Origin of the sequence: Streptomyces sp. NPDC058008, assembly GCF_042886395.1 — a bacterium.
Classification (GTDB): Bacteria; Actinomycetota; Actinomycetes; order Streptomycetales; family Streptomycetaceae; genus Streptomyces.
On record NZ_JBHVQX010000033.1, the window covers coordinates 1 to 26447 of the forward strand.

General features: G+C 71.6%; 15 protein-coding genes. 6 read left to right on the forward strand and 9 right to left on the reverse strand.

The features are described from left to right. Nucleotides 1-52: 52 nt before the first annotated feature. Both yicI and ACFVS9_RS27580 read right to left on the reverse strand, forming a co-directional pair. Complete coding sequence (yicI, locus tag ACFVS9_RS27575) at nucleotides 53-2314, reverse strand: alpha-xylosidase (RefSeq protein WP_389936432.1); 2262 nt, start codon at nucleotides 2312-2314, stop codon at nucleotides 53-55. Then, nucleotides 2311-5244 (reverse strand): glycoside hydrolase family 3 C-terminal domain-containing protein, encoded by a 2934-nt coding sequence (locus ACFVS9_RS27580; RefSeq protein ID WP_389936435.1) that lies wholly within the window; start codon nucleotides 5242-5244, stop codon nucleotides 2311-2313. The genes yicI and ACFVS9_RS27580 overlap by 4 nt, the downstream gene beginning before the upstream one ends. A gap of 412 nt (nucleotides 5245-5656) precedes the next feature. Here ACFVS9_RS27580 and ACFVS9_RS27585 point away from each other — a divergent pair, with 412 nt between their 5' ends. The 6 genes from ACFVS9_RS27585 to ACFVS9_RS27610 all read left to right on the forward strand — a co-directional run bounded on the left by ACFVS9_RS27585 (nucleotide 5657) and on the right by ACFVS9_RS27610 (nucleotide 14546). After that, complete coding sequence (locus ACFVS9_RS27585; RefSeq protein WP_383115995.1) at nucleotides 5657-7330, forward strand: extracellular solute-binding protein; 1674 nt, start codon at nucleotides 5657-5659, stop codon at nucleotides 7328-7330. Nucleotide 7331: 1 nt separating this feature from the next. Next, nucleotides 7332-8348, forward strand: coding sequence for an ABC transporter permease (locus ACFVS9_RS27590; protein WP_389936439.1), 1017 nt, complete (start codon nucleotides 7332-7334; stop codon nucleotides 8346-8348). Between the two features lie 5 nt (nucleotides 8349-8353). After that, nucleotides 8354-9289 (forward strand): carbohydrate ABC transporter permease, encoded by a 936-nt coding sequence (locus ACFVS9_RS27595; RefSeq protein WP_383115999.1) that lies wholly within the window; start codon nucleotides 8354-8356, stop codon nucleotides 9287-9289. Nucleotides 9290-9612: 323 nt separating this feature from the next. Then, entirely contained in the window at nucleotides 9613-11589 is a 1977-nt protein-coding gene (locus ACFVS9_RS27600; protein ID WP_389936442.1) for a beta-galactosidase, read from the forward strand. Continuing rightward, complete coding sequence (locus tag ACFVS9_RS27605) at nucleotides 11586-13805, forward strand: glycoside hydrolase N-terminal domain-containing protein (protein ID WP_389936445.1); 2220 nt, start codon at nucleotides 11586-11588, stop codon at nucleotides 13803-13805. Before ACFVS9_RS27600 ends, ACFVS9_RS27605 begins: the two co-directional genes overlap by 4 nt. Nucleotides 13806-13838: 33 nt before the next feature. Next, a complete protein-coding gene (locus ACFVS9_RS27610) occupies nucleotides 13839-14546 on the forward strand; it encodes a hypothetical protein (RefSeq protein WP_389936447.1) in 708 nt (235 codons plus the stop codon). Between the two features lie 288 nt (nucleotides 14547-14834). On the opposite strand, the gene ACFVS9_RS27615 is transcribed toward ACFVS9_RS27610, so the two are convergent. From ACFVS9_RS27615 to ACFVS9_RS27645, 7 genes are all read right to left on the reverse strand, one after another. After that, entirely contained in the window at nucleotides 14835-16730 is a 1896-nt protein-coding gene (locus ACFVS9_RS27615) for an HEXXH motif domain-containing protein (RefSeq protein WP_389936450.1), read from the reverse strand. Between the two features lie 51 nt (nucleotides 16731-16781). Beyond that, the gene (locus ACFVS9_RS27620) at nucleotides 16782-17000 is read right to left on the reverse strand and encodes an aldo/keto reductase (RefSeq protein WP_389936453.1); all 219 of its coding nucleotides are present in this window, start codon (nucleotides 16998-17000) and stop codon (nucleotides 16782-16784) included. Between the two features lie 71 nt (nucleotides 17001-17071). Next, nucleotides 17072-18166, reverse strand: coding sequence for a caspase family protein (locus ACFVS9_RS27625; RefSeq protein WP_389936456.1), 1095 nt, complete (start codon nucleotides 18164-18166; stop codon nucleotides 17072-17074). After that, nucleotides 18163-19329: a hypothetical protein gene (locus ACFVS9_RS27630; protein WP_389936459.1), complete on the reverse strand. Its 1167-nt coding sequence runs from the start codon at nucleotides 19327-19329 to the stop codon at nucleotides 18163-18165. Before ACFVS9_RS27630 ends, ACFVS9_RS27625 begins: the two co-directional genes overlap by 4 nt. An 88-nt stretch (nucleotides 19330-19417) precedes the next feature. Further along, a complete protein-coding gene (fxsT, locus tag ACFVS9_RS27635; RefSeq protein WP_389936462.1) occupies nucleotides 19418-23749 on the reverse strand; it encodes an FxSxx-COOH system tetratricopeptide repeat protein in 4332 nt (1443 codons plus the stop codon). Beyond that, on the reverse strand, nucleotides 23749-24801 hold the full coding sequence (locus ACFVS9_RS27640) for an AAA family ATPase (protein WP_389936465.1): 1053 nt from the start codon (nucleotides 24799-24801) through the stop codon (nucleotides 23749-23751). The genes fxsT and ACFVS9_RS27640 overlap by 1 nt, the downstream gene beginning before the upstream one ends. Next, entirely contained in the window at nucleotides 24798-26333 is a 1536-nt protein-coding gene (locus tag ACFVS9_RS27645; RefSeq protein WP_389936468.1) for a hypothetical protein, read from the reverse strand. The genes ACFVS9_RS27640 and ACFVS9_RS27645 overlap by 4 nt, the downstream gene beginning before the upstream one ends. Nucleotides 26334-26447 lie beyond the last annotated feature (114 nt).

A 26447-nucleotide genomic window follows, 5' to 3' on the forward strand; every position in this document is an offset into this window, starting at 1 on the left:
GTGCGTGGGTACGCACCGGGCCACCGGCCTTCCACCGACTCCTTCGCGCGGGTCAGGCGACGGTCACCGTCCCGGTGCCCTCCGCCGCCGTACCGGTCGCTTCCACGCTCACCCGGTACGCCCGGCCGGTGCCTTCCGCCGTGACACGCGCGCCCGACCCGTCCCGTACGACGCGGAACACGGCTGCCGGGGCGCCGGCCAGGTCCGGCACGGTGACCGTGCTCTCCCCGGCGCCGGTGCCGAAGACCCGCAGCGTGAGGCCGTCCAGCCAGTCGCCGTCCGGGCGCTGGTCGTCGGCGCCCCAGGGCAGGACGGCACCGTCCCTGACCAGCAGGGGCAGGCTGTCGAAGCCGTGGGTCTCGTGCCGCCAGGCCGGACCGGTGACGCGCTCGCCGGTGAGCAGCGAGGTCCAGGTGCCCTCGGGGACGTAGTACTCGACCTCGCCGTCCTCGGTGAAGACCGGGGCGACCAGCAGGTCCGGGCCGAGCATGTACTGCCGGTCCAGCGTGCGGGAGGCGGGGTCGCCGGGGAACTCGGCGAGCATCGGCCGCATCATCGGGACGCCCGTACGGTGCGCCTCGGCGGCGACTCCGTAGAGGTAGGGCATGAGCCGGTGCTTGAGCAGGGTGAACGTGCGCGCCACGTCCACGGCCTCCTCGCCGAACTCCCACGGCACGCGGTAGGAGACGTTGCCGTGGAGCCGGCTGTGCGAGGAGAGCAGGCCGAAGGCGAGCCAGCGCTTGAAGACGGCGGGATCGGGGGTCCCCTCGAAGCCGCCGATGTCGTGGCTCCAGAAGCCGAACCCGGACAGGCTCAGCGACAGCCCGCCGCGCAGCGACTCCGCCATCGCGGTGAAGGAGGCGAAGCAGTCACCGCCCCAGTGGACCGGGTACTGCTGGCCGCCCGCCGTGGCCGACCGGGCGAAGAGCACGGCCTCCCCCGCGCCCCGTTCCCGTTCGAGGAGTTCGAAGACGGTGCGGTTGTAGAGCTGCGCGTAGTAGTTGTGCATGCGCTCCGGGTCGGAGCCGTCGTGCCAGACGACGTCCGTGGGGATGCGCTCGCCGAAGTCGGTCTTGAAGCAGTCCACGCCCTGGTCGAGCAGGAGCCTCAGCTTGCCGTCGTACCAGTCGCGGGCGGCCGGGTTGGTGAAGTCGACCAGTGCCATGCCCGGCTGCCACAGGTCCCACTGCCAGATGTCGCCGTCGGGGCGCCGCACCAGGTAGCCGTGTGCGGCGCCCTCCGCGAACAGGGCGGACTTCTGGGCGATGTAGGGGTTGATCCACATGCTGATGCGCAGTCCGCGTTCCTTCAGGCGGGCCAGCATCCCCTCCGGGTCGGGGAAGACCTCGGGGTCCCAGAGGAAGTCCGACCACTGGTACTCGCGCATCCAGAAGCAGTCGAAGTGGAAGACGCTCAGCGGGATGCCCCGCTCGGCCATGCCGTCGACGAAGGAGGTGACGGTGGCCTCGTCGTAGGACGTGCAGAACGAGGTGGTCAGCCAGAGGCCGAACGACCAGGCCGGGGGGAGGGCGGGCCGGCCGGTCAGGGCCGTGTAGCGGGACAGGACGTCCTTGGGCGTCGGACCGGCGACGACGTAGTACTCGACCGACTGGTCCTCGACGCTGAACTGCACCTGGCCCACGGACTCCGTGCCCACCTCGAAGGAGACCTTGCCGGGGTGGTTGACGAAGACGCCGTAGCCGCGCGAGGAGAGGTAGAACGGGATGTTCTTGTACGCCTGTTCGCTGCTGGTGCCGCCGTCGGCCTGCCAGATGTCGACGGTCTGGCCGTTCTTCACGTACGGCGTGAACCGCTCGCCGAGGCCGTAGACGTTCTCGCCCACGTCCAGGGCGAGTTGGGCGATCATGTGGTGCGCGCCGTCGGGTGTCGTCGCGAACGCCGTTCCCTTCGGGTCCACCTGGGTGAGCCGCCGTCCGTCACCGTCGAGGAAGGTGATGCCCCACGGCCCTTCGCTGTCCATCCGCAACGTCAGCGGCCCGCTGGTGAGTTCGGTGACCGTGCCGTCCCGGCGGGTCCGGCCCGGGGCGGTGGCGTCCGGCTGGAGGGCGAAGTCCGGTCCGCGCAGGGCCCTTCCCGCGTGGTGGGTGGCACGGACGCCGATGACGCCCTCGGCCGGGGAGAAGCATTCGACCGTGATCAGAGGGGTGTTGAGCGTGTCCCCGCGCGTGGCGACGCGCTTGACCGCCGCGTACGCCGTGAACCGGTCGTCCTCGACGCGCAGATCACGGATCTCGGTGGCGTAGGAGGCGCGTACGCCTTCACGCATCAGCCAGAAGCCGTCGGTGAACCTCATGCGGACTCCTTGCCGGGAGCGATGACGTCGACGCGGGCGAGCCGCAGGTTCCCGGAGAGGCCGACGGCCAGCTCGCGCACCCCGTGGAGGTCGAGCGCGGTCTCGACGGTCCGGTACTCGTACGGGCCCTTGTCGCCCTCGACGCCGGTGATCAGCGCGTGTCCGCCCGCGGCCACCGAGATGGCTCCCGCTCCGGAGACGAGGAAGGCCAGTCCGGCCACGCCCTCCCCGAAGTCGCAGTCACGGTAGACGAGATGGCCCTCCCTGTCGGGTGAGACGGGGGCGACGACATCGCCCCGCGTCTTCCCGAGGTCGAGGATCTCCGTGTCCTTCTGCCAGTCGTAGTCGGCGGCCTCCAGGCCCCGCGACGCCACCGGCCTGGGCCCCTGCGCCTCGCCGTCGACGACCTCCGTAGCGGTGAGCCGGATGTCCGCGCTGGAGGCGCCCGCGAGGATCTCGTACGCACCCGGCTCGACGGTCCACCGGCCGTGCGCCACGCTCCAGTGGCCCAGCTCCTCCCGGGGCACGGTGAAGTCGAGGCGTTCCCCCGCACCGGGCGCGAGCCGCACCCGGCGGTGGGCGACCAGCTTGCGCAGCGGCAGGTCCGTGGGGTCGCCGAGGGCCCCCAGCGGGCGTCCCAGGCCCTCGGGGGACGGCCCGGCCGGTCCGGCCCGGCGGACGTAGACCTGCGCCACCTCGTCGGCGGCGGCCGCACCGTCGTTGGTGACGGTCAGGGACACCCGCAGCAGCTCGCCGTCCAGCTCGGTCCGCAGCCCGGAGTAGGTGAAGCCGCCGTAGCCGAGACCGTGTCCGAACGGGAAGAGCGCGGTGCCCCGGAAGTAGAGGTAGGTCTGCCGGGAGCCGATGACGTCGTAGTCGAAGAGGCCGGGCAGGTCGTCGTCGCTCGCGTACCAGGTCTGCGGCAGGCGCCCGGCCGGGGACGTGTCGCCGGCGAGCACGCGGGCGAGCGCGGTGCCCGCGGCCTGGCCGCCGTGCGCCGTCCAGAGCAGGGCGGGCAGGGCGTCGGCCGCCTCGCCGACCGCGTACGGGTAGGCGGAGGACAGGACCAGGACCGTACGCGGGTTGGCGGCGTGCGCGGCGCGCCACAGCCGGTCCTGCTGGGCGGGGAGGGCGAGGGTGGTGCGGTCCTCGGTCTCACGGCCGTTGATGTGGGGGTCGTTGCCCGCGACGACGATCACGGTACCGGCGGCCGCCGCGACACGGGCGACGGCGTCCGCGCCGTGCTCGACGGTCTCGGGCTCGAAGACCGTGCCGTCCTCGCGCGGGATCTTCTCGCCGGACACGGCAACCTTCGCGCCGTCGGCGGCGACTGAGACGTACCCACCGGTCCCGATGTGCAGAAGGCGGTGCCCGCCGTCGTGCCCCTCCACCGCTTCCAGGCGGAACGTCTCCTGGACGACCCAGCCGCCCGGCTCGTCCGCCGACGCCCTGACGTATCCGTCGTCGGCGACGGAGAGGTACAGCCCTTCGTCGGTGCGCAGGGTCAGGACGCCGTCGCCCCAGTCGACCAGGGCCAGTTCGGTGGGCTGCTCGCCGCAGGTCAGCGGGGGCAGGTCCGTACGGCCGGCGAGGAGGGCCGGGTCGAGGGCGCCTTCCGCACCCCGGACCCCACCGTCCGCGACACCGTCGGCCGCGGGGACCTGGAGCCAGCCGTCGGTGGTCCTGAGCCGGATCCGGTCGACGCCCTCCTCGAAGACGACGTTCCCGGCGCCGTAGCGTTCCCGGATCCCGTCGAGCGGGGTCGAGCGGTGCATGAGCGTGCCGCTGTACCAGTCGAGCTTGCAGGCGTCGGCGAGGAGACCGACCACCGCGACGGTCCCGTCCGTCCCGGGTTCCAGGGGCAGCAGGCCGTCGTTCTTGAGCAGGACGACGGCCTGCTCGGCCGCTTCCAGGGCGAGCGCGCGGTGTTCCTCGGTGTCCAGGGCGTCCGCATCCGCGTACGGGTCGAGCTCCGGGTCGAACTCCCCGAGGGCGAAGCGCATGGCGAGCAGGCGGCGTACCGCCGTGTCGATGTCGCTCTCCTCGATGAGCCCCTCGGCCAGTGCGCCGCGGATGCGGCCGGTCATGACCGTGGAGTCCGTGCCGTGGTCGGTGAAGCTGTCGACGCCCGCCTTCAGGGCGGCCGCGGTGGCCTCCTCGTGGGTGTCGAAGTAGTGCTCGGAGTCGACCAGGTTGGAGGGTGCGCCGGCGTCCGAGCAGACGACGAGCGGCTGTTCGGTCCAGCTCCTCAGGTGCTGCTCCAGGAGGGGCGAGACGTGGTTGGGGCGGCCGTTGACCAGGTTGTAGGCGGGCATGACGCCGGCCACCGCCCCGGCCCGCACCGCGTCGCGGAAGGCCCGCAGGTCGTACTCGTGCAGGACGCGGGGGCGCACCGAGGAGGAGGCGGTGTCGCGGTCGGTCTCGTTGTTGTGCGCGAGCCAGTGCTTGAGGACGGGTGCGGTGCGCCAGTAGCGGGGGTCGTCCCCGCGCAGCCCCCGGGTGTAGGCGACCGCGATGGCGGAGGTCAGGGCGGGGTCCTCGGAGTACCCCTCCTCGCCGCGGCCCCACAGCGGGTGGCGCAGCAGGTTCACCGTCGGTGCCCAGACGTTGAGCCCGACCCGGTCGTCCTGGGCGCGCTTGGCCCGCACCTCGTTGCCGACGGCTTCGCCGACGCGGCGCACCAGCTCGTCGTTCCAGGTGGCGCCGAGGCCGACGGCCTGCGGGAAGACGGTGGCGGGTCCCATCCAGGCGACACCGTGCAGGGCCTCCTGTCCGGTGCGGAACGGGCCGAGCCCCAGCCGCTCCACCGCCGGGGCGAACTGATGCAGCATCGCGATCCGCTCGTCGAGCGTGAGCCGTCCGAGCAGGTCGTCGGTGCGCCGGGCGAAGGACAGCTGCGGGTCGCGGAAGGGAAGCGGATGGTCCGTCACGTGCGGGTCCCCTTGGAGAGGTGGGAGGTTTTCCGGTCTGCTCGTGCCGAAAGATCCTTCGATGGGAGCGGAAGATCTTTCGAAGCGCTTCGATGCTCTGCGGCCAACCCCGGAGGTGTCAAGGGTGCTACCGCCCCAAAGAGGTTCTTCCGGACGCATCGGAGCCGCATCCCACCGGGAAACGGTTCGGACACAGGTCGGAGGAATATCGAAACGAACTCTTGTGCGGCCGACACCCTTCACTTAACCTCGCTGCAACATCGAAGCGCTTCGACGAGGCAGCCCGTTGACCGCTTCAGCTCAGCCGGTGCACGACCGACCGGCTCGGCCGGTAACGCCCCTACCTCAGACACAGGGCCGAGCGGCAGTCGCCGCCGCGGGCCGTCCTGTTGCACCACGAAGGGTTGACGCAATGACGCCGAACTCCCCCTCCGCTCCCAGCCGGAGACGATTCCTCGCCTCCTCCGTGGTTGTCGCGGCAGCCGTGGGCGGCGGGATGCCGCTCCTCGCCGCGTGCGGCGGCGGTTCCGGTGGCTCGAAGAACGAGGGCACGACCACGGGCAAGAAGCTGAAGGACACGCTTCCCTCCTACGTGCCCACCAAGGCGGTCACCGGCGACATCCCCAGCAAGAACGGCTCCGCGGTCGGTTTCACCACCGCGCTCCCGGCCGACCAGCTGGCGGTGTCGGTCCCGAAGAAGCTGGGCAAGGGCAGCGAGCTGAGCATCATGGCGCCGCTGTGGGGCACTTCGCCGGGCGCGGGCAACCCGTACTGGACGGCCATGGACGAGGCCGTCGGCGTCAAGGTCAAGTGGCAGAACCAGGACGGCAACGTCTACGGCCAGAAGCTCGGCGCGGTGCTCGCCTCCAGCGACATCCCCGACGCGGTCGTCGTGCCCGGCTGGGAGCTGGGCGGCAAGATACCGAGCGCCATCGCCAACAAGTTCGCCGACCTCGGCCCGTACCTCTCGGGCGACAAGGTCAAGGACTACCCGAACCTGGCCGCCATCCCCACCGGTGCCTGGCAGCGCGCGGTCTTCGCCGGCAAGCTGCGCGGCCTGCCGATGCCGGCCGAGTCGACGCCCAACATCACCCCCTTCTACCGCGCGGACATCTTCGAGGAGAAGGGGTACGAGGTCCCCACCACCACGAAGGAGTTCTTCGACCTCTGCAAGGAGGTCAACGCGCCGAAGAGCAAGGTGTGGGCGTGCAGCGACATGACGTGGTCCTCGTTCGTCTTCTTCGGGGTCCTGCCGGAGAAGCCGTACTACTGGAAGCTCGTCGACGGCAAGCTGGTCAACCGCTACGAGACCGACGAGTACCTCGAGGCGCTGGAGTGGTCGCGCTCCCTGTACTCGGCCGGATTCGTGCACCCGGACGCCAAGGCCGAGACGGGTGACATGCGCACCACGTTCTCCTCCGGCAACGTCCTCATGTACAACGCGGACATCTCGGACTGGTACGCCGCGACCGCGGTCCAGCGGCTGGACAAGCCGGACTTCCGGATGGGGGCGATGGACTTCTTCGCCCACGACGGCGGCGCCCCGGTGATCTACGAGGCCGCGCCCTCCAACATCTGGTGCTTCGTCAACAAGAACGCGGACAGGAAGACGGTCGAGGACATCCTCGCCCTCGCCAACTACACCGCCGCCCCCTACGGCACCAAGGAGCAGCGCCTGAAGGCGTACGGCCTGGAGGGCACCCACCACACGCTCAAGGACGGCGTCCTCACCAAGACCGAGCAGGGCAACAACCAGGTCTTCGCGACCTACGAGTACATCGCCACCTCGGCTCCCTTCCGCGCCTACCCCGACCACCCGGACGTCGTCAAGGGTGTCATCGAGTGGCAGCAGCGCCAGGGCGCGCACCTGAAGAAGCCGCTGTTCCACGGGATGCAGATCCAGGAGCCCACCCGGTACACCGAGCTCAACGCGCAGTTCGAGGACCTGGAGAAGGACATCGTGCGCGGCCGCAAGAAGGTCAGCGACATGCAGCAGCAGGTCTCGGACTGGAAGGCCAAGGGCGGCGACGCGCTCCGCGACTGGTACAAGAAGCTGCTGGACGAGACCGGTGAGTCGGCTTCCTGACATGTCACTGAGCACAGAGGACCGGCGGGCGCGGGAGTCACGGACCCCGCCGGTCACGACACGGGCGGCCGGCGGCGCGCCGGCCGCCAAGGACATGCCGCTGCGGCACCGGCTGCGCCGGGACCGCACGCTGATCCTGATGACCCTGCCGGCGATGGTGCTGCTGCTGGTCTTCGCGTACATCCCCCTGGCGGGCAACGTGGTCGCCTTCCAGGACTACGACCCGTACATCGCGGACAACGCCTTCGAGGCCATCGCGCAGAGCCCGTGGGTCGGGTTCGAGTGGTTCCAGCAGATGGTGAACGACCGGTTGTTCTGGTCGGCGCTGCGCAACACGCTGGCGATCTTCCTCCTCCAGCTGACGCTGTTCTTCCCGGTGCCGATCCTGCTGGCCCTGTTCATCAACAGCTTTGTGCGGCCCCGGGTCCGGGCGGTGGCGCAGGCGATCCTCTACCTGCCGCACTTCTTCTCCTGGGTCCTGGTCGTCACCGTGTTCCAGCAGATGTTCGGCGGCGCCGGGCTCATCGCGCAGACCCTGCGCGAGCGCGGCCACGAGGGCTTCGACCTGATGACCGACCCCGGTCTGTTCAAGTTCCTGATCACCTTCGAGATGATCTGGAAGGACGCCGGCTGGGGCGTCATCGTCTTCCTCGCCGCCCTGGCGGCCGTCAGCCCGGACCTCTACGAGGCGAGCGCGATGGACGGCGCCAACCGCTGGCGCCGGATGTGGCACATCACCCTGCCCGCCCTGCGCCCGGTCGTGGCCCTGCTCCTGGTCCTCCAGGTGGGCAACGCGCTGACCGTCGGCTTCGAGCAGATCCTGCTCCAGCGCACGGCGGTCGGCCCGGGCGCCTCCGAGGTGCTGGACACCTACGTCTGGAACGTCGGTATCACCAACGGCGGGTTCAGCTACGCGGCGGCCGTCGGGATCATCAAGGGAATCTTCGGTCTGCTGCTGGTCCTCGGGGCCAACAAGGTCGCCCACCTCATGGGTGAGCAGGGGGTGTACAAGAAGTGAGCAGCCTGCTCTCCGGCCTGACCGGCTTGGCCGGTGTGAAGCCGGGTACCCGCGGTCGCCTGCGCCCGGTGTGGGAGGAGGAGCCGTCCAGGGGCGGCCTCGCCTCCAAGGGCGTGGTCCTGGTCCTGATCTGCCTGGCCGTCCTCTTCCCCCTGTGGGTCGTGATCGTCACCAGCCTGTCCTCGGTGAAGACCATCACCGAGGCGGGCGGTCTGGTGGTGATCCCCCGTGGCATCACCTTCGTCGCCTACCAGGAGCTGCTGGGCGGCGGCCAGGTCACCCGGGCGGCGGTCGTCAGCATCTGTGTGACCGTGGTCGGGACGCTCTTCAGCATGGCCGTCTCGATCATGTGCGCCTACGGTCTCTCCCGGACCGGCTCCGTGCTGCACCGCCCGTTGCTGATCTTCATGCTGGCCACGATGTTCTTCGGCGCCGGCCTCATCCCCACCTACCTGGTGGTTCAGGGGCTCGGTCTCACCGACTCCTACCTGGCGCTGATCCTCCCGAGCGCGCTGAATGTGTTCAACATCCTGGTGCTGCGGGCCTTCTTCATGAGCACCGCGCAGGAACTCGTCGAGAGCGCCCGCATCGACGGGGCGGGCGACTTCCGCATCCTCTGGCAGATCGTCATGCCGCTGTCCCGCGCGGTCATCGCCGTGATCACGCTGTTCTACGCGGTGGGGTACTGGAGCGCCTGGTTCAACGCGTCCATCTACATCAGCGACCCGGACATGCTGCCGTTGCAGAACGTGATGAACCAGCTGGTCCTCAAGCAGGAGCGGCCCACCGGTCTGACCCAGGTCATCAACACGGGCCATCTGTCCCTGCTCGCCGTGCAGATGGCGGTCATGGTGCTCGCGCTGATCCCGGTCGCGTTCCTGTCGCCGTTCGTCCAGAAGCACTTCAAGGAAGGCATGCTCACCGGCGCCGTCAAGGGCTGAGCACCGTCCCGCGTCCGCCCGCCACTCCCCGGAGGGTCCCCGTCATGCGCGCTCCGTCCGTCCCGCAGCCGGTACACGCCCCCGGGCGTGGCCGCGCGGCCCCGTCCGGGCGGCGGAGGGGCCGCCCGGCGGACTTCAGGACCGGGCCGGTCTCCGTGACGTACGACGGCGTGGCCGTGCCGCGCCCGGAGGGCGCGGGCCCGGCCCGGGGACGGACCGGCGGGATCACCACCGGCGATCCCCACGTCCACGGCGGTGCCGGTCCGGGTACCGGCGGCCGTGGCATCCCGTACGCAGACCCCCAGTAGAGGAACGAGACGTCCATGCCGTCCCTGCACGACGCCACCCGTGGCCGCATCCTCTTCGGAGGCGACTACAACCCCGAGCAGTGGCCCGAGGAGGTGTGGGCCGACGACGTCCGGCTGATGAAGGAGGCCGGGGTCAACTCCGTGACCGTCGGCGTCTTCTCCTGGGCGAAGATCGAACCCCGCCCGGGTGCGCGGGAGTTCGGCTGGCTGGACCGGCTGCTGGACCTCATGGACTCCCACGGGATCGGCGTGGTCCTCGCCACCCCCACGTCGTCACCGCCGCCGTGGATGGGCGCGCTGCACCCGGAGACGCTGCCGCGCACCGAGGACGGCGCACTCGTCAACTACGGTTCCCGGCAGCACTTCTGCCCGAGCTCGCCGGTCTACCGGCGCTACGCCGCCGCCCTCACCGAGGACCTCGCGGACCGCTACGCGGACCATCCCGCGCTCACCGTGTGGCACATCAACAACGAGTACTGCACGCACTGCTGGTGCGACGAGACCGCCGCCCACTTCCGCCGCTGGCTGGCGGCCCGGTACACCACCCTGGAGGCGCTCAACGACGCCTGGGGCACGGCGTTCTGGAGCCAGCGCTACGACACCTGGGCGGAGATCCTGCCGCCGCGCAGGGCCCAGTACACGCGCAATCCCGCGCAGGAGCTGGACTTCAAACGGTTCACCTCCGACGCCCTGATGGAGTGCTACACCGCCGAGCGGGACATCGTCGCCCGGCACACCCCGCACATCCCGGTGACGACCAACTTCATGCCGCTGTGGTCGGGCCAGGACGCGTGGGCCTGGGCGGAGCAGGAGGACATCGTCTCCGTCGACGTCTACCCGGATCCGGCCGACCCGTGGGGCGGCCAGTACAACGCGATGCTCGCCGACATGACCCGCTCGCAGGCGCGCGGGCCGTGGATGGTGATGGAGCAGGCGGCCGGGCCGGTCAACTGGCGCAGTGTCAACCACCCCAGACCGGCCGGCCTCAACCGGCTCTGGTCGCTCCAGGCGGTGGCCAGGGGCGCCGACGCGGTCTGCTACTTCCAGTGGCGGCAGTCCCGGCAGGGTGCCGAGAAGTTCCACTCGGGGATGCTGGGCCACGCGGGTGAACACGGCCGCACCTTCCGGGAGGTCAAGCGCATCGGCGCCGAACTGGCCCTGATCGGCGGCGAGGTGAGCGGGACCGGCGTCTCCGCCGATGTCGCCGTGCTCCACGACTGGGACGCCTGGTGGTCGAGCACCCAGGAGGGCCGCCCCTCCTCCCTCGTCTCCTACACGGAGCTGCTCCAGGCCTGGCACCGGGCACTGTGGGAGGGCGGGATCGGCACGGAGTTCGCCCGCCCCGGGGCCGACCTGAGCGGCTACCGCATGGTGCTCGTGCCCCAGCTCCAGCTCCTCGGCGACGCTGCGGTCGACAACCTGGTCGCCTACGCGCGGGGTGGCGGCACCCTCGTGTGCGGGTTCTTCACCGGCGTCACCGACACGGACGACCGGATCAGGCCGGGCGGGATGGACCACCGGCTGCGTGAACTGTTCGGCATCCGCACGGTGCACGAGTGGTGGCCCCTGGACGCGGACACGACGGCGGAGTGCGACGGATTCCGGGGCACCCTGTGGTCGGAGGAGCTGGAGCCCGACGGCAGCGCGGAGACCGTGGCGGCCTACCGCGGCGGCGAACTGGACGGCCTCCCGGCCGTACTCCGCAAGGGCACCGCGTGGTACGTCTCCACACTGCCCGAACCCGCCGCGCTGCGCGGCCTGCTCGGCCGGGCCGCGGCCGGCGCCGGCGTGCGGCCCGTGCTGGAGGGGCTGCCCGCCGGGGTCGAGGCGGTACGGCGCGGCGGGCTGCTCTTCCTGCTGAACCACGGCAGGTCCCCGGCCGGGGTGGAGCTGCCGGGCCGGTACACCGACCTGCTCACCGGAGCCGGGACCGACGGCTCCGTCGAGCTGGAGCGCTACGGCGTGGCCGTGCTCAGGGAAGCCTCCGCATGATCGACGGCACGTGGGAGCCCTGCCCCGCCGCCCGCTGGGAGGACGCCTTCCTCAGCGGCAACGGCCGTCACGGGGCCATGGTGTACGGCGACCCGGCCGACGACCGGGTGATCGTCAACCATCACACCCTGGTGCGGCCCAACGGCAGCGAGGACCTGCGCCCGCCGGAGCTCGCCGACCGGCTCGGCCGCCTCCAGGACGCACTCCTGGCCGGGGACACGAAGGCGGCGGAGGACTTCGGCTCGGGGCGTCCGCTGGTGTGGGTGCAGCCCTTCCACCCGGCCTTCCAGTCCCGCGTGCGCCGCACCCGGGGCCTCCACGAGGCGGTCGCCGGCTACCGGCGCGAGGCCGACTTCACGACGGGCGAGGTCACCGCGTCGTACGAGGCGTGGCGGAGTGCCGTCTTCGTGTCGCGGGCCGACGACGTGATCGTGCAGCACATCACCGACCTCGCGCTGACCTGCGATCTCATGCTGGACCACCTGCTGCCCGGCGCCCCCGCGCAGCTGGCCGTCGGCCGCTCCACGGTCCTGACCCCGGAGGGCGCCCAGCTGGCGCTGCGGGTCGGCTACCCGGGCGGCGGACTCGGGTACACGGGGGTCACCCTGGCCCGGGTGGACGGCGGCCGGGTGTCCGTGGCCGGTGAGGGGATCCGGATCGAGGGGGCGCGGAGCCTCACCCTGACGACCCGGGTCGTGCGCGGGGCGGGCCGCCCCGACCCCGCCGGGCTGTGGGCCGCCCTGCCGCGCGAGGACTACGCCACGCTGCTGGACCGCCACCGGCCGCTGCACCGGGAGGCCTACGGGCGCGCCTCCCTCACGCTGCGGGACGCCGCACCGGAGCGGGAGCGGTCCGGCGGCGAGCTGCTGCGCACCCCGAGGTCCCCCGCTCTCCTGGAGCGTCTCTTCGCGGCCGGCCGGTACCACCTGCTGTCGGCCTCGGGGATGCTGCCGCCCCGGCTGACCGGCCTGTGGACGGGCGACTGGGACACCGCCTGGTCAGGAGCCTTCACCACGAACGCCAACCTCAACCTCCAGGTCTCCTCCGCTGCCGCCGCCGGCCTGCCGGAGGTCAGCGGGGCGCACGCGGCCCTGGTCGAGAGCCAGTTGGCCGACTGGCAGGACAACGCCCGCGCGATCTTCGGTGCGCGGGGCGTCGTCGCGCCGTCCCACACGGACGGGGCGTCCGGCCACACCCGGCACTTCCAGCGCGCCTATCCGCTGCACCTGTGGACGGCCGGGGCGGACTGGCTGCTGCACCCCCTCCTGGAGCACGCCGAGGTCACGGCGGGGGCCCCGGACGCGACACTGACCGACGCCCTGGTCCAGGTGGCCCTGTTCTACGAGGACTTCCTCGGTCACGAGGACCCGGACGGAAACCTCGCGCTGGTCCCCTCGTACTCCCCGGAGAACCGCCCGGCCAACGCGAGTTGGGGCACGGTGAACGCGACGATGGACATCGCCGCCGCCCGCCACGCCCTGACGACGGCCGCCGCTCACGCCCCCGCACACCCGTCGGCCGCCCTCTGGAGGTCGCTCGCCGCCCGGCTTCCGGCCTACGCGGTGAACGAGGACGGGGCGCTCGCCGAGTGGGCGTGGCCCGGTCTGCGGGAGACGTACGACCACCGCCACCTCAGCCACCTCTACCCGGTGTGGCCGCTGGACGAGATCAACCCCTACGACACCCCGGAACTGTCCTCGGCCGCGCACCGCGCGCTCGAACTGCGCGGATCCGAGAACGACTCCGCGCACGGCCACCTGCACCAGGCGCTGATCGCCGCCCGGCTGCGGGACCCGTCCCGGGTGTCCGCGGCGCTGGGCGCGGTGCTGGGCGGCGACTTCTTCCACGACTCGCTGATGAGCGCGCACTACCCGTCGCGCGACGTCTACAACGCGGACGCGGCCCACACCCTGCCCGCCGCGGTGATCGAGTCGCTCGTCCAGTCGTCACCCGGCCGCCTGGTCCTGCTGCCCGCCGTCCCGGCGGAGTATCCGGCCGGTGAACTCCGGGGCGTACGGACCCGGTTCGGCGCCCACCTGGACCTGCGGTGGTCGGAGGACGGCGCGACCGCCGTGCTGCGCCCCACCCGCGACGCCCGCGTCGATCTGCGTACGGGCGACGGGCTCACCCTCACCGAGACCTCTGCCGGGTACCCCACGGCTCCGCTGGAGCTGACGGCCGGCGTGGACCGCGTCCTCACCCTGGAGGCGCGGTAGCAGTCCTCCATCCCCACATGGAAGGAACACCCCATGGCACGATCCACCCTGACCAGGCTCCTCCTGGCGCCGACGGCGGCCGTGGCCGCGCTGATCGGCTTCGCGGCGGCTCCGGCCCACGCCGCGATCTGGACCTCGTCGGAGCAGTGGGGCAACTACACCACGTCCGACGGCTACATCCTCTACAACAACATCTGGGGCTCGGGGGCGGGCACCCAGAGCATCTGGGCGAACTCGTCGTCCAACTGGGGCGTGACGGCGAACCACCCGAACACCGGCGGCATCAAGTCGTACCCGAACGCCAAGAAGATCGTCAACAAGCCGATCACGTCCCTGTCGTCGCTGACCAGCACCTACAACGTGACGGTCCCGTCGTCCGGCGCGTACAACACGTCGTACGACATCTGGGACACGGACTACGACTACGAGGTGATGCTCTGGGTGAACTACAACGGCGCCGTCGGCCCGCTCGGCACCTCGCAGGGCAACGTCACCCTCGGCGGGCACACCTGGGCCGTCTACAAGGGCAGCAACGGCTCCAACGAGGTCTTCTCGTTCCTGCGGACCTCCGACTCCTCGTCCGGCACCGTGAACATCCTGCCGATCCTCAAGTGGATCAAGGACACCAAGGGCTGGTGGGGCAACGAGACCATCGGTGACGTCCAGTTCGGCTACGAGATCACCTCGTCGTCGGGCGGTCTGAACTTCACGACGAACGGGTTCAGCGTCTCGTCGAGCTGATCCCGGGGGGGACGGGCCGGGGCGGACCTCCGGCCCGTTGCCGTGCGGTGGCCGGCCTTTTGCCCGCGCGGTGGCCGACCGTGCCCGTGCGGTGGCCGGCCCTTTGCCTGTGCGGTGGCCGGCCGTTGCCGTGCGGTGGCCGGCCCGTTGCCCGTGCGGTGGCCGGCCCGTTGCCCGTGCGGTGGCCGACCGTTGCCGTGCGGTGGCCGGCCCGTGGCGCCGCGGTGCTCCTGTCCGCGGCCGTGTGCCGGTTCTCTGCTCCCGCCCGCCGGTGTGGCGGGCGGGAGCTCAACTCGCGTCGGGGCTCCCGGCGAGCCAGCGGGCGGTCCGTGTCCAGTGGTGCCCGGGCGGGGACGTCCCCAGGAGGGCCGCGAACCGCTCGGGGCGGGCGAGCAGCCGGCGGTCGGCCGGGTACAGCGCGGTGTGCGCCAGCAGCCAGCCGGACAGCGCGTGCGCGTCGAGGGGGTCAGGGCCGGGCGGGCGCAGGGGGTCCGAGCCGCGCGGGCGCAGAGGGTCCGAACCTCGCGGGCGCAGAGGGTCCGAACCTCGCGGGCGCAGAGGGTTCGATCCGCGCGGCCCGAGGGGGCCCATGCCGCGCAGCTGCTCCTCGTAGGCGGCCCGTGCGCCTTCCGGGTCCCCCGCGACCAGCAGTTCGTCGGCCGTGGTCGCTCCGCCGGCCGTGAGCCCGCGCAGCTGGTGGAGACGGGTGCGGTCGTCCTGCCAGTAGCGGCGCGGCCGGTCCGGCGCGATCAGCGGCTCGCCGCCGGGCGACGGCGCGGCGCCCGTACGCAGGGCCTTGAGCAGGGCGTCGCGGTCGTCCTCAGCGCAGCGCAGGTTCCGCAGCCGCCACTCCACCCGGTGGCTGACCGCCGCCGCGCGGGCCCTGGCCACGGCCGAGGGGTCCAGCGGCTCCCTCAGCCAGCCGTCGACCGTCGCGGAGAGCCGGGTGACGAGACGCAGGCCGGGCCCGGTGAGCCGGGCGTGTGTCGCCAGGGTGCGCAGGACCATGCGGGTCTGGAGCCGGCGCATCGCGAAGAGGAACGGCGCCCGCCCCTCCGGGTCCGCCGCGACGTCCCCGATCCGCTCCCGCCAGAATCCGGTGACGCCGACGAAGGCGTACGCCCCGTGGAGGAGACCGGGCAGGTGCCGGGGGTCGGCGCGCCACGGCGCGTAGTGGCGCTCGGACCGGTCGTCCTGGAGGAGCGGGAAGAGGTGGAGCAGGGCGCCGAGTTTGCTGTGCTGGAATTCGTGGACGAGGGTCTCGGCGAGCGCGAGGCCGTCCCGTGGCCGGGCTATCACCATCGAGGCGAACGCGTCGCCGGTGGAGGCGCTGAGCCCCTCGGCGGGCACCGGCAGTTCCGTGTCACCGTCCTTGTCCTGCCAGGGAACGATGCGGCTGATCTCCTCGGGCCGCAGTCCGCCGGGTCCTGCGCTGCCGCCCCGCCGCAGGACGGCCACGGCGTCCTCGAACAGCCGCTGCCAGCACCGTAGTTCCCCGGGGGCGAGGCGGCGCGGAGCTATCGGTTCGTCGAGGTCGCGGTAGGGGTCGAGGTCGTCGAGCTGCACCGCGCGCTCCCCCGGCCCGGTGTCCAGCCGGTGCACCGGCAGCCAGTGCGCCGACTCGGGCTCGGTGAGCGGGCGCACGACGAGGCCGGCCCCGTGTCCGGTGCGTACGGTGAGAGCCCCGCCGGACACCGTGGCGCGGACCGCGTGGAAGGTGTCGCCGTCCGGCCCCGGCAGCAGGATCATGCCGAGCGCGGGCAGGCTGACGGCCCTGCCGCGAGCGGGAAGCAGGAGCTCGGCGTCGGTACCGGCGTGGACGGCCGCTGCCGCCGCCACGGCCGCCAGCTGCCCGGCGTCCGCCCACAGGGGCGGGCCGGAGGCCGTCCCGTGCAGCCGCCGGAGGGTGTGGGCGAGCCAGCTGCCGACCTGCGGGGTCAGCAGCAGCGCCTCGACCGGACCGGGGGCTCGGGCCGCCGCCGCCTCCATCGCCGGCCAGGCCGCCCGCGCGTCCAGCGGTCCGAGGATGCCGGGGGTGGCGTCGAGGAGTTCGAGGAGTTCGCGCAGCAGCAGGAGGCGGCGCGTCCGTTCACCGTGGAGCAGGAACGCCACGGCCTCGGGCGAGCCGCCGCCTGCCGCGATCTCGTCGAACAGCGGGCCGGGCATACGGATCGGCGCGTACACAGCGCTCCCTGGGGTGGACGGGTTCATCACGGCCGCGTGCTCGTGCACTCCCTACTCGGCCCGCCCCGGTTCACCGCCCCCCATCGCGTTGGTGCGCGCGCGCCGGAGCTCGGCGAGCAGGCGTGCCGCACCGTCCGGCGCGGGCAGGCGCCTCAGATCGGTGACACCCACGGAGGCGAGGTCCATGAGATCGGACTCGATGTGATCAGGTGTGCCGTCGGCGGGCACCGGCTGGTACAAGGCGCGCTCCCCCTTCGCGAGCGGTGGCACAGGATGCCACCGTTTACTCCATCATGACGACTGAGACCCCTTCCCGAAACCCGTGTGATCACGCCAGCAGATCACATCCCGGGCCCCTGGTCGGAGAGGAAGTCCTGTACACATGCCTTGAGTTCGCAAGCACGGTCGGGGTCGTCGTCGATCAGTGTCACTGCGGCGTACAGCTTCCACAGTCCGTCCGGCTGCGCTCTGACGGTACGGAAGATCCCGATCACGTCCGTGCGTGGCATGGGGTGCCGTGGCATCCGGGCGACGACGGCCGGGGGTAACTCGTTGACCAGGGTCTGCCGTTCGTCACGGTCGTTCATCAGCGGATACGCCATCAGGGCCTTGATGATCCTGGCGGCCGGCGGCTCCGCCGTCCGAGGCGGAGCCGCCTCGCCCCACCCCAGGAGCTCGCGGCGTTCCGGAGCCTCCAGACGGAGGCCGGGTACCTGGGTGGTACGTCCCGCCTCCCGGAGGGCGCTCATCCTCGCCTTCACCGCGTCGAACAGGGGCAGGGGGTCCGGCAGCGGATCGTCCGGGAGTTCGTCCAGGACGATGTCCGAGAACAGGCCGAGCCTCCGCTGCGGGTCGTTCCCCGCCCGCTGTCCCCGGCCGGCCGCGAACATCAGTCTCTGCTCGTGCGCGGCGACCCGGCCGCCGGTGGGAAGGCGCTCGGTGGACAGCGACTGCGGGAAGTGGTGCTGTTCCTCGAAGGTGCGGCAGGCGTCCACCATCCACATCTGCAGTCCCAGGGCCGGGACCGCGTCACTTCTCAGCCGGGTGAGCGCGGACTCGACGTCGATGGCGCGGCGGTCGGTCAGGGTGGCGTCGGCCGTGTAGAGCGCGAGGCTCTCGTCCTCGGCCAGCACCCCGTGGCCGCCCCACCACACCCACAGAGCCTCGTCGCGTCGGCCGGGGATGTCCTCGACGAAGGCGCGCCTCAGGGAGCCGTGGTCGGCCGGGCGGAACGGCACGTCGGGAGCGGTTCCGGGCAGTGGCGCGAGATGGAGCTGGATCTGCGTGCCGGGGACTCCGCGCGCGAGCAGCCACTCGCGGAACCGCAGGGCGTCCCGGGCGGGCCCCGGAAGGTCCCAGCCTGACCCTGCGGCGTACTGCTCGATACCGACGACCAGGGCGAAGACGCGGTCCGGCAGAATCCGTCCGCTGTTCACGGCAGCCGCTCCCCGATCGCGCGGTAGACGGCCGGATCGGTCCAGTAGGCGCTGTGCGCCACGGGGAAGGGCTGCCTGCTGTCCGTCGCGACGTCCTGGGCGCGGCCGGGGAAGAGCGGTTCGGCCGCGTAGCCGAGGAGGTCGCGGCAGTCGTAGAGATTCAGCCACGGCGGCACGTGGGCGGGCAGCGGATCCGGGTGGGCGAGTGACGGCAGCGCGCCCGTCTCGTACAGGAAGGGGCCCTGTGAGCCGACGGTCGTCAGGAGTTCGACTCCTGGCAGCGGGCCGGATATGAGGGTGTCGAGCGCGATGATGCCGCCGAGGCTGTGCCCGAGCAGGACCACGGGCGGCTCCACGCCCGCGACGAACTCCCGCAGCCCCTGGCGCATGTCCTCGCCCCTGGCGAGGTATCGCAGGATGTCGCCCGCTGCCGGGTGCGCGGCGTCGGTCAGCGCGCGGCGGCGGCGCACGGCGTAGCGGGAGCCGAGGCGCACGAGCGGCCTCCCCGCCAGGCGCAGCAGGGGTCCGCGGGCGGTGCCCGCGGGTTCTGCGCCGAGGCGTGCGGCGAGAGCGGTGACAGCGGCGTCCCTGAGGTCACCGCTGCTCTGCACGGGGCTGTCGGCCGCGAGTCCGGCGGCCACGAGGGTGGCCGTCAGCGTCCGGGCCAGTACCCGCGCCAGCGCCTCCGGGTCGAGGGCCTCCGCGGCGGGACCGAGCAGGGGGCTGCGCGCCAGCTCCGCCGCCGCCTCCGGCAGTCCCGGACCGAGCGCGTCGGCCCGGGGCTCGCCCTCCGCCGCGAGCGCGCGGAGGAGCGATCTCGGGCGTTCGTCGGGAAAGGCCGCGCCGGGCGGGGTGACGCGCGGGCCCGCCCCGGCGGCGGCCGTGACGAGTTCGGCCGAGGGGTCCTCGTACAGCCGGGCCCACTCGTCCGTCTCGTCCGGGCCGTGGGGGCCCTCAGCGCTCCGGCTCGTCCCCGTGCCTGGTCCGGCGGGGATGCTGGCACCGTCCGCGGCGAGCCTCGCCCCGTACCGTCCGCCCCAGTCGTAGGCGAGTACGGCGACTCCGGGAGCCGTATCCCTCAGACCTGCGGCGATCCGTGCGAGCAGCGTGCCGAGGTGCGGCTCGCGCACGCCTGTGCCGTGTGTGAAGACCACCGTGGTCATACGTGCGCCCCCGTTGCCTGTGCTCCGCGCTCCCGCCCGCCGCTTCGTGGGCGGCGGGCGGGAGCGAACGTTCCGGTCGTTCGAGAGGTCACATCGGCAGCGGTGTGATGTCACACTCGATGCGCTGGTGGAGCCTGGCCGCCGTGTGCCACGGATGGTTGGCCCCCAGCAGACGTGAAAGCCCCTGTGCGGCCGCGCGGTTGAGGAGATCGGCCTCTTCCGACTCGCCGAGTCCGCGCCTGTCGAGCGCCAGGTTCGCGGTGCAGGCGAGTGTCAGCGGGTGCTCGGCTCCGGCGGTCTCCTCGAGTTTGGGGAGCAGGTCCGCGTCGGCCGCCATGGCCTGCGCGAAATCCAGCCGTGCGTAGTGGTCGTTGGCCCGGCACATCGCGGCGGTCAGCGTGCTGATGTGCAGCGTCCCCAGGGTGTGCTCCAGGCTCTCCAGCGCCAGGACGTCCAGCGTCTCCGCGCGGTCCGTGTCACCCTGTGCGCGCAACGTCGCGGCGAGGTTCACCCTGGCGAACTGGGTGTAGGGGTGGTGGTCGCCCAGCACGTTGCGGTAGGCGGCGAGCGTCTGCTCGCCCAGTTCGCGGGAGCCTACGAGGTCGCCGTTCAGGCGGCGTTCCACCATGGCGTGGATCGCGGCACCGAGGGCGTCGGTGTTGTTCAGGCCGTACCGGGTGGTGAACCGCTCGAGGATCTGCTCCGCGAGGGCGGAGCCCCCCTCGACCACACCGGCCCTCCGCCGGCACACGGCGAGGTTCAGGGCCGCACGGATCGTCGCCGCGTTCGTCTCGCCGAAGTGGGTGACGTAGGGGAGGTAGTTGGACTCCTGGAGCGCGCGGGCACCGAGGTAGTCGCCCGCTTCACGCAGGTCGATGGCCAGCCCGTTCAACGTGTTGAGCGTGAGCGCGTTCACCGGGCCGTACAGGAGTTCCCTCTGCCGGGCGGTCTCCTCGTCGATCTCCCGCGCGGTCGAGAAGCTGCCGTTCAGCCGCAGCGCCACACCGTAGTCGTGCGCCGCGCTCAGCGTCGTGGGATCCTCCGGCCCGAACAGGTCGCTCGCCCGCGTGAACGCCTCCTCGGCCAGCACGCGTGCCTGCATGAACTCGCCGCGGTGCCGCAGCGCTCCGGCCATCTGCCACATGGAGTCGATGAGTTCCTCGTCGGGGATCTGCGCCCCGCGGGAGATGGTGAGAGCCCGTTCGTTGTGTACGACCGCCTCGTCAGGGCGCCCGAGCAGGCGCAGGTAGAAGCCGAGCAGTTTGGTGATCCTGATGACGTGCAGGTCCTCGTCACCCGACTGGGCCCGCCAGGCGGACCAGGCCAGCCGGGCCTGAGCGGCGCCGGACTCGTGCGCACCCCAGTAGTAGAGGAAGAACACCATGTCGTAGACGAGGTCGCGGACCCATGCGTCGGAACTCTCCACCGCTCCCGACGCGATGACGTGCGGGAGGATCGCCTGGTACGCGGGCCACTGGTCCGGTGCGGCGGGTGCGCCGGGCTTGGCGGTCGTGAGCAGCAGGTGGGCCGCCCGCGACATCCGCGCGCGCTCCTCCGGGTCCATCCGGGCCACGATCACGTTCTGCATCAGACGGTGCATCTGCAGGGTCGCGGTCTTGTGGTCCAGCCTCACCAACGACAGCTTGCTGAGGTCCCTGGTCGCGCGGGCGAGGAGGAGCGGGTCGCGCAGGACCGGGTCCAGCTCCGGGGTGACCTGGACGTTGCGTCCACCCCTGAAGAGGCTGAGCGGAATCGGCTCCGGCGCCATGCAGGCGCAGATCTCCAGGAGTTGGCGTGCCGCCGGGTTGTCCTGCGACAGACGTCCGAGGGAGATGTCCCAGACCGCCGCGACCGGCAGCGGGTAGTCGGGGGACGGGTCGAGTTCCAGGATCTCCGGCCGTCGCTCGTCCAGCAGGCCGAGGTACTCGTCGACCGGCATCCCGGTGGCGGCGTGCCAGGCGCCTGCCTGCTCCACCGCCAGCGGCAGGTCTCCGAGCGCCCTCGCGAGCCGGTCCGCGTCATAGGAGCTGAGGCCGCGGGCGCGGCGCTGCAGGAGCGTGATGCTCTCCTCGCGGTCGAAGACATCGACGCTGAGGGGGGTGGCGACGCGTTCCCACTCGCGGTTGCGGGAGGTGACGATGATCTTCCCGGGGCCGCCGTTGGGGAAGTAGGAACGGACGGCCTCGATGTCCTCGGCGTTGTCGAAGACCAGCAGCCAGTTGTCGAACGGCTTGCCCGTGCGGAGGGCCTCGCGCACCGCGGGCACCGCGGCGTTGGCCTGCGGCCCCACCTCGAGTCCGAGGCTGCGCGCCAGGTCGCCGAGGGCGCCCAGGATCAGGTTCTCCTGCTCCGACGGGATCCACCAGATGACGTTGAACTCACCGCTGTGGCGGTAGACGTACTCCACCGCGATCTGTGATTTCCCGACACCGCCCATGCCGTGGAGGGCATGCGGAAGGACGGCTGTGGTCTCGTCCTCCCGCAACTGCCGTTCCACTGCGGCCAGAAGACTCTCCCGACCGGTGAAGTTCGGGTTCTTCGGCGGCACGTTGCCCATGATCTTCGGCTGACCCGTACGGACGAACCGAAGCTCCGGCGCCGTGGCATGCGTGCGCTCGTCGACCCTCCGGGCATCAGGCTCGGTGTCTACGGGTGGTGTCGTCGGCGACACAGGTCCTCCAGGTGGAACCGTCGATTGCGACGGGGAAGCGGGGCCGTTCTCATTCACATCAGGTGCCTCTTTATCATCTCTTGTCCCCTCCGTCGACGCTCCCGCGCCGCGCGACATCACGCGTTTCAGCTGCGCGGCCCGGCGTCGGTACGGCAGGCCTCCCAGCGCACGGAGAACCGCCAGTTCGATGCGCAACCAGGCCGGTCCCGCTTCGCTGTCGGGCAGTGCCGCCCCCACCGGGTCGCGCAGGGCGGCCCGCAGGCGTACGCCCTGGGTCCGGCCGGCCCGGGACTCCGCCAGCAGGGCCACCGCGCGGGCGAGTTGTGTGCGGCTGCCGGTGGCCAGCAGGGCTTCGCGTATGCCGTCGGCGAAGTCCCCGCCCTCACCGTCACGGCCCCAGTCGATGAGGCCGCCCATCATCACCTCGGAGACGTGCTCGGGGCGCGTCCCGGGCAGTGCGCGCCCCCGCAGCTCCTCGATGACGTCGAAGCGGACCGGCGCGACGGCGAGCAGGACGGCGAGTTGCTGTGCGAACGGGCTGGCCAGCGAGAAGAACCTGCGCACGGCGTCCGCCGCCGAACGCGGCCCGTCGAGCCTGGGCGCGCGCAGTCCCGGGGCGGAGACCCCCTTGGCCATCGCCCCGGCGAGGACGACCGGCAGCGCCCGGCGCACGCCCCGTTCTCCGGTGACGAGGTCGGCCCAGGCGCGGAACGAACCGGGTCGCAGGCTGAGCACCGGTACGGCCACGGATCCGTCACCGGTTCCGGGCAGGACATGGGCGTGCTCGGGTACGCCCCGGGGCGGGCGGCACAGGACATGGCGGTTGAGGGCTCCGAATCCGGCGGCGTCCAGCCGGGCCCGGAAGGGATAAACGGAGGACCGGTGGCGCAGATAGGGGGGCAGCAGATGGACCAGCGCCGTGGGCCCTGACGACGCGAGCCGCCCCAGGAGGTCGTCGGCGCCGGCCTCGGCCCAGCCGGGCGCCAGTCCGTCGGTGACGACGAGGAACACCCGGGCCCCGCGGCCGTCCAGCAGTTCGGCGGGGTCGGCGCGGCGGTTGCCCGGCCAGCGCAGGACAGGCGCCTCCCCGCCGGGCAGCAGGACGTCGACCGTACGGACGTCCCTGAACGCCCCGCTGCGCACCGCCTCGTCGGACAGCCGGCGCAGGGAGCTGTCCCAGACGGGCATGGTGGGTGCCCGGTCCACCAGCAGCATCAGGTCGAAGGCGCGTTCCTGCACCGGATCGAGGTAGGGGATCCACAGTCCGTCGATCACACCGTTCTCGGCGGTGCGCGCCTCGTCGAGCTTGCTCTCGTGGCGTGAGGGGACCCGGCGACCGAAGCCGCGCAACGCCTTGGCCAGGCGTAACGGCTCAACGGGGTGCGTGGGGCGGGTCTCGTGGGGGAGGACGGAATCGGGACCGCTTCGCCTGCTCTCCTCGACGTCGGTGATCTGTGCCCCCCGGAGGTCCTCACCGCCGCTTCCGGTGGGCACGATCTCCGGTGTCCCCTGCTCGACAGGGGGGACCGTGGCGTCGGTGAGGAGGTCCGTGCCGCCGTCCTGCGGTGAGGGTTCCGGGTCCGGTGGTGCCTCTCCGTCCGTGCCGCGGCCGGCCCGGTGCCATGCCGACGCCAGCCAGACGGCGTCGGCGAGGTCCTGCCAGCTCGCCTCCCCGTCCGTCTCGTGAAGATCACCGTCGCTCGGTGCGGGCGCCGCGTCCGGGGCGCGTTCCCGTGGCGAGCCGCGCATCAGCGGCCTTTCGAGAGATCACGGAGGAGCGTCTCGAGAAGCTTGAGCCCGTCGCCGTCCGCCCGGAACCCGTGAGCCGTGGTGAGCTGCACCGCGTTCAGCAGCTGGTCGACGGACTGCGTACCACCGCCGTCCAGCCGCCTCACGAAGTCGTCCACGAGGTCCTCGATGCCGTCGGGGCGCCGGCCCAGATGGCTGACCACGATGGAGACCAGCTGCTCACGGCTCGGCGGACGCATCTCCAGCGGGAGACAGCGGCGTCGGAAGGCGGCCGGGAACTCCCGTTCGCCGTTGCTCGTGATCACGACGACGGGGAACTCCGCGCACTCGACCCTGCCTGCCTCGATGACGGCCCGGCCCTCGGGGTCGTCGGTGAAGACGGACACCTCGGCCACTCCGGCACGCACCAGTTCCGGGATCTCGTAGCTCCCGTTCTCCAGCACGTGGAGCAGGTCGTTCGGCAGGTCGATGTCGCTCTTGTCGAGCTCGTCGACGAGCAGCACGCGCGGGCGTTCGTACGCGAGCAGGGCCGTGCCCAGCGGCCCGAGAGTCACGAAGTCGCCCAGATCGGGGGCGCTCCCCGAGTCGCTGTCCGGCTCGGCCGCGCCCTCGGCGCGCCAGGCGGCGATGGCCTGCGCCCGGCCGATGGCGTCGTACTCGTACAGACCGCCGCGCAGCGTGGTGCGGCTGACGATGCTCCACGGGAGGACCCGGCCGAGTCCCAGCTCCCTCGCGATCAGATAGGCGAGGGTGGACTTCCCGACCCCGGGCGGGCCGGTGACCAGAAGGGGGCGGCGCAGCAGGAGAGCGGCGTTGACCGCGTTGATCTCCTCCTCCCGCAGCTGCGGCCCTTCCTGTACGGTGCCGAGCCGGCGCAACGCCGACTGGGCGTCATCGGGCGGGGGTTGTTGCAGAGGGCTTCCGGAGAAGACGCGCCAGGGCGGCGGCTGGGGCAACTCCGGCGTCTCCCCGGCGGGAGGCTGCCCCGTGGCGTGGAACACCCTCCAGGAAGGGGGCGTGACGGACTGCGCTACCGAGACCTGCTCGGTCATGCTGTCAACTCCTCGCAGTCGATCAGGCGGTTGGGATCATCCCATAGAAGTGCCAGATGTTTCCCGAGGGACCAGTGATCGCGGTTCATCCCCTCGGCCTTCATGCGCAGCGCGCTCACCTTCGACGGGATTTGTGAGGGCGGGTGCGCGAGCAGCAGGGTCAGCACCTCGCCCGACAGCTCCGGGCTGTCCGTTCTGCGGTCCCAGGCCGCAAGGCCCACCCCCTGAGCAATCGCGGTGACGAGTGCTTCCAGACCGAGACCGGGCAGTGCGGGAACATCGAGGATGACCGCGGTCAGGCCTGGGTCCGCTATCAGCTTGGCACGCCAGCGGTCGAGCCGCTCTCCCTCTTCACCGTGCCAGCGGTACGACTCGGCCACACCGGCATTCCTGAGCTGTGTCCAGCGTTCCCGCCACAGCGGGAGATATCCGTCCTTCTGCGCCGCTCTCATGCGTTCGAGCGACCTCAGATGCACGTGGTAGCGGAGGCTGATCGGCAGCGGGTCACCACTCCACGTGCCCATTTCCAACCGGGCCATGTCGTGGTTCATCAGGGAGAACGGCAGCACGAATTCCACCTGCGGCGTCGGTTCGCTCTCCGTCACCGGGACGCCCGCCCAGCGCTCCTGGCCACGTCCGATGGCACGCTCCACCTCACCGGCCAGCCCGTCGAGGGTCGTGGGACGCACCTCGCCGGCCACCGGCTCCCAATAGCCTGGCGCGGCGTTGACCCAGTGGCGTACGTAGATATCGGCCGAACTGTCGTCGGCGGGCTCCACCATCACGATGAGGCAACGTGCCACATCGGGGTCGGCCGTCGGCAGAGCGGCGATGGCACGCCTGCGTTCGCCCAATGCCTGCACGGCATCCGGCCCGACCTCCCGGGCCCATCCGTCCGACCACTCCCTGAGTCCGTCGCGGAGCGCCGACTGTTCCAGGAACGCCGTGATCTCGACGAGGACGAGCGCCGGGGGGAGGCCGTCCGCCTGCGTGTTGACTCCGCACAGGTGGTCGAAGCGCTGGGCCGGGGTCTGCCCGTACGGGATGTCCACGCCCAACTCGTGGTTCAGCAGGGCGTGCAGACGGCCGTCGTCGACACGGCGCACGTCCGCGAGGAGCCGGTGGATCTCCCGCACCGACCGGTCGGTGAAGTCGGGTGAACCGGCGGCGTGCGCCGCCTCGGCCCGTGCGGCCTCCGAGAGTCTGGCCAGCTGGGCAGCAGGATCGGGGCCGCCGATGACTCCCACGGTGAAGGCGAGGGTACTGAGGCCCGCTTCGTACTTCAGCAGGGCCCTGACGAAGGACAGCATGTCGGCGCGGGGGTTCTTGCGCGGGTAGGTGATCTCCGCCCCGAGCTGTTCCGCCGCGAAGGCGATGAACTGGGCGCACTGATCGCGGTCGGTCACGAAGTCCTGTACGCACAGGAACTCGACCAGCACCCCGATGAGCCGCATCCTGGCCTCGTCCGGCTCATCCGCTCCGGGCAGCACGTTCACCACCGACCACCCCCGTAGAGCCGGTAACACCTTCATGACAGACCGTGAAGTTATCACGCCGGATCTTCGGCAACCAGGTTCGTTCCAGGGCTCGTTGACCACCTGTGACACAGATGCCCCGGCCTTCCGGCAGCACACCGGAACACACAT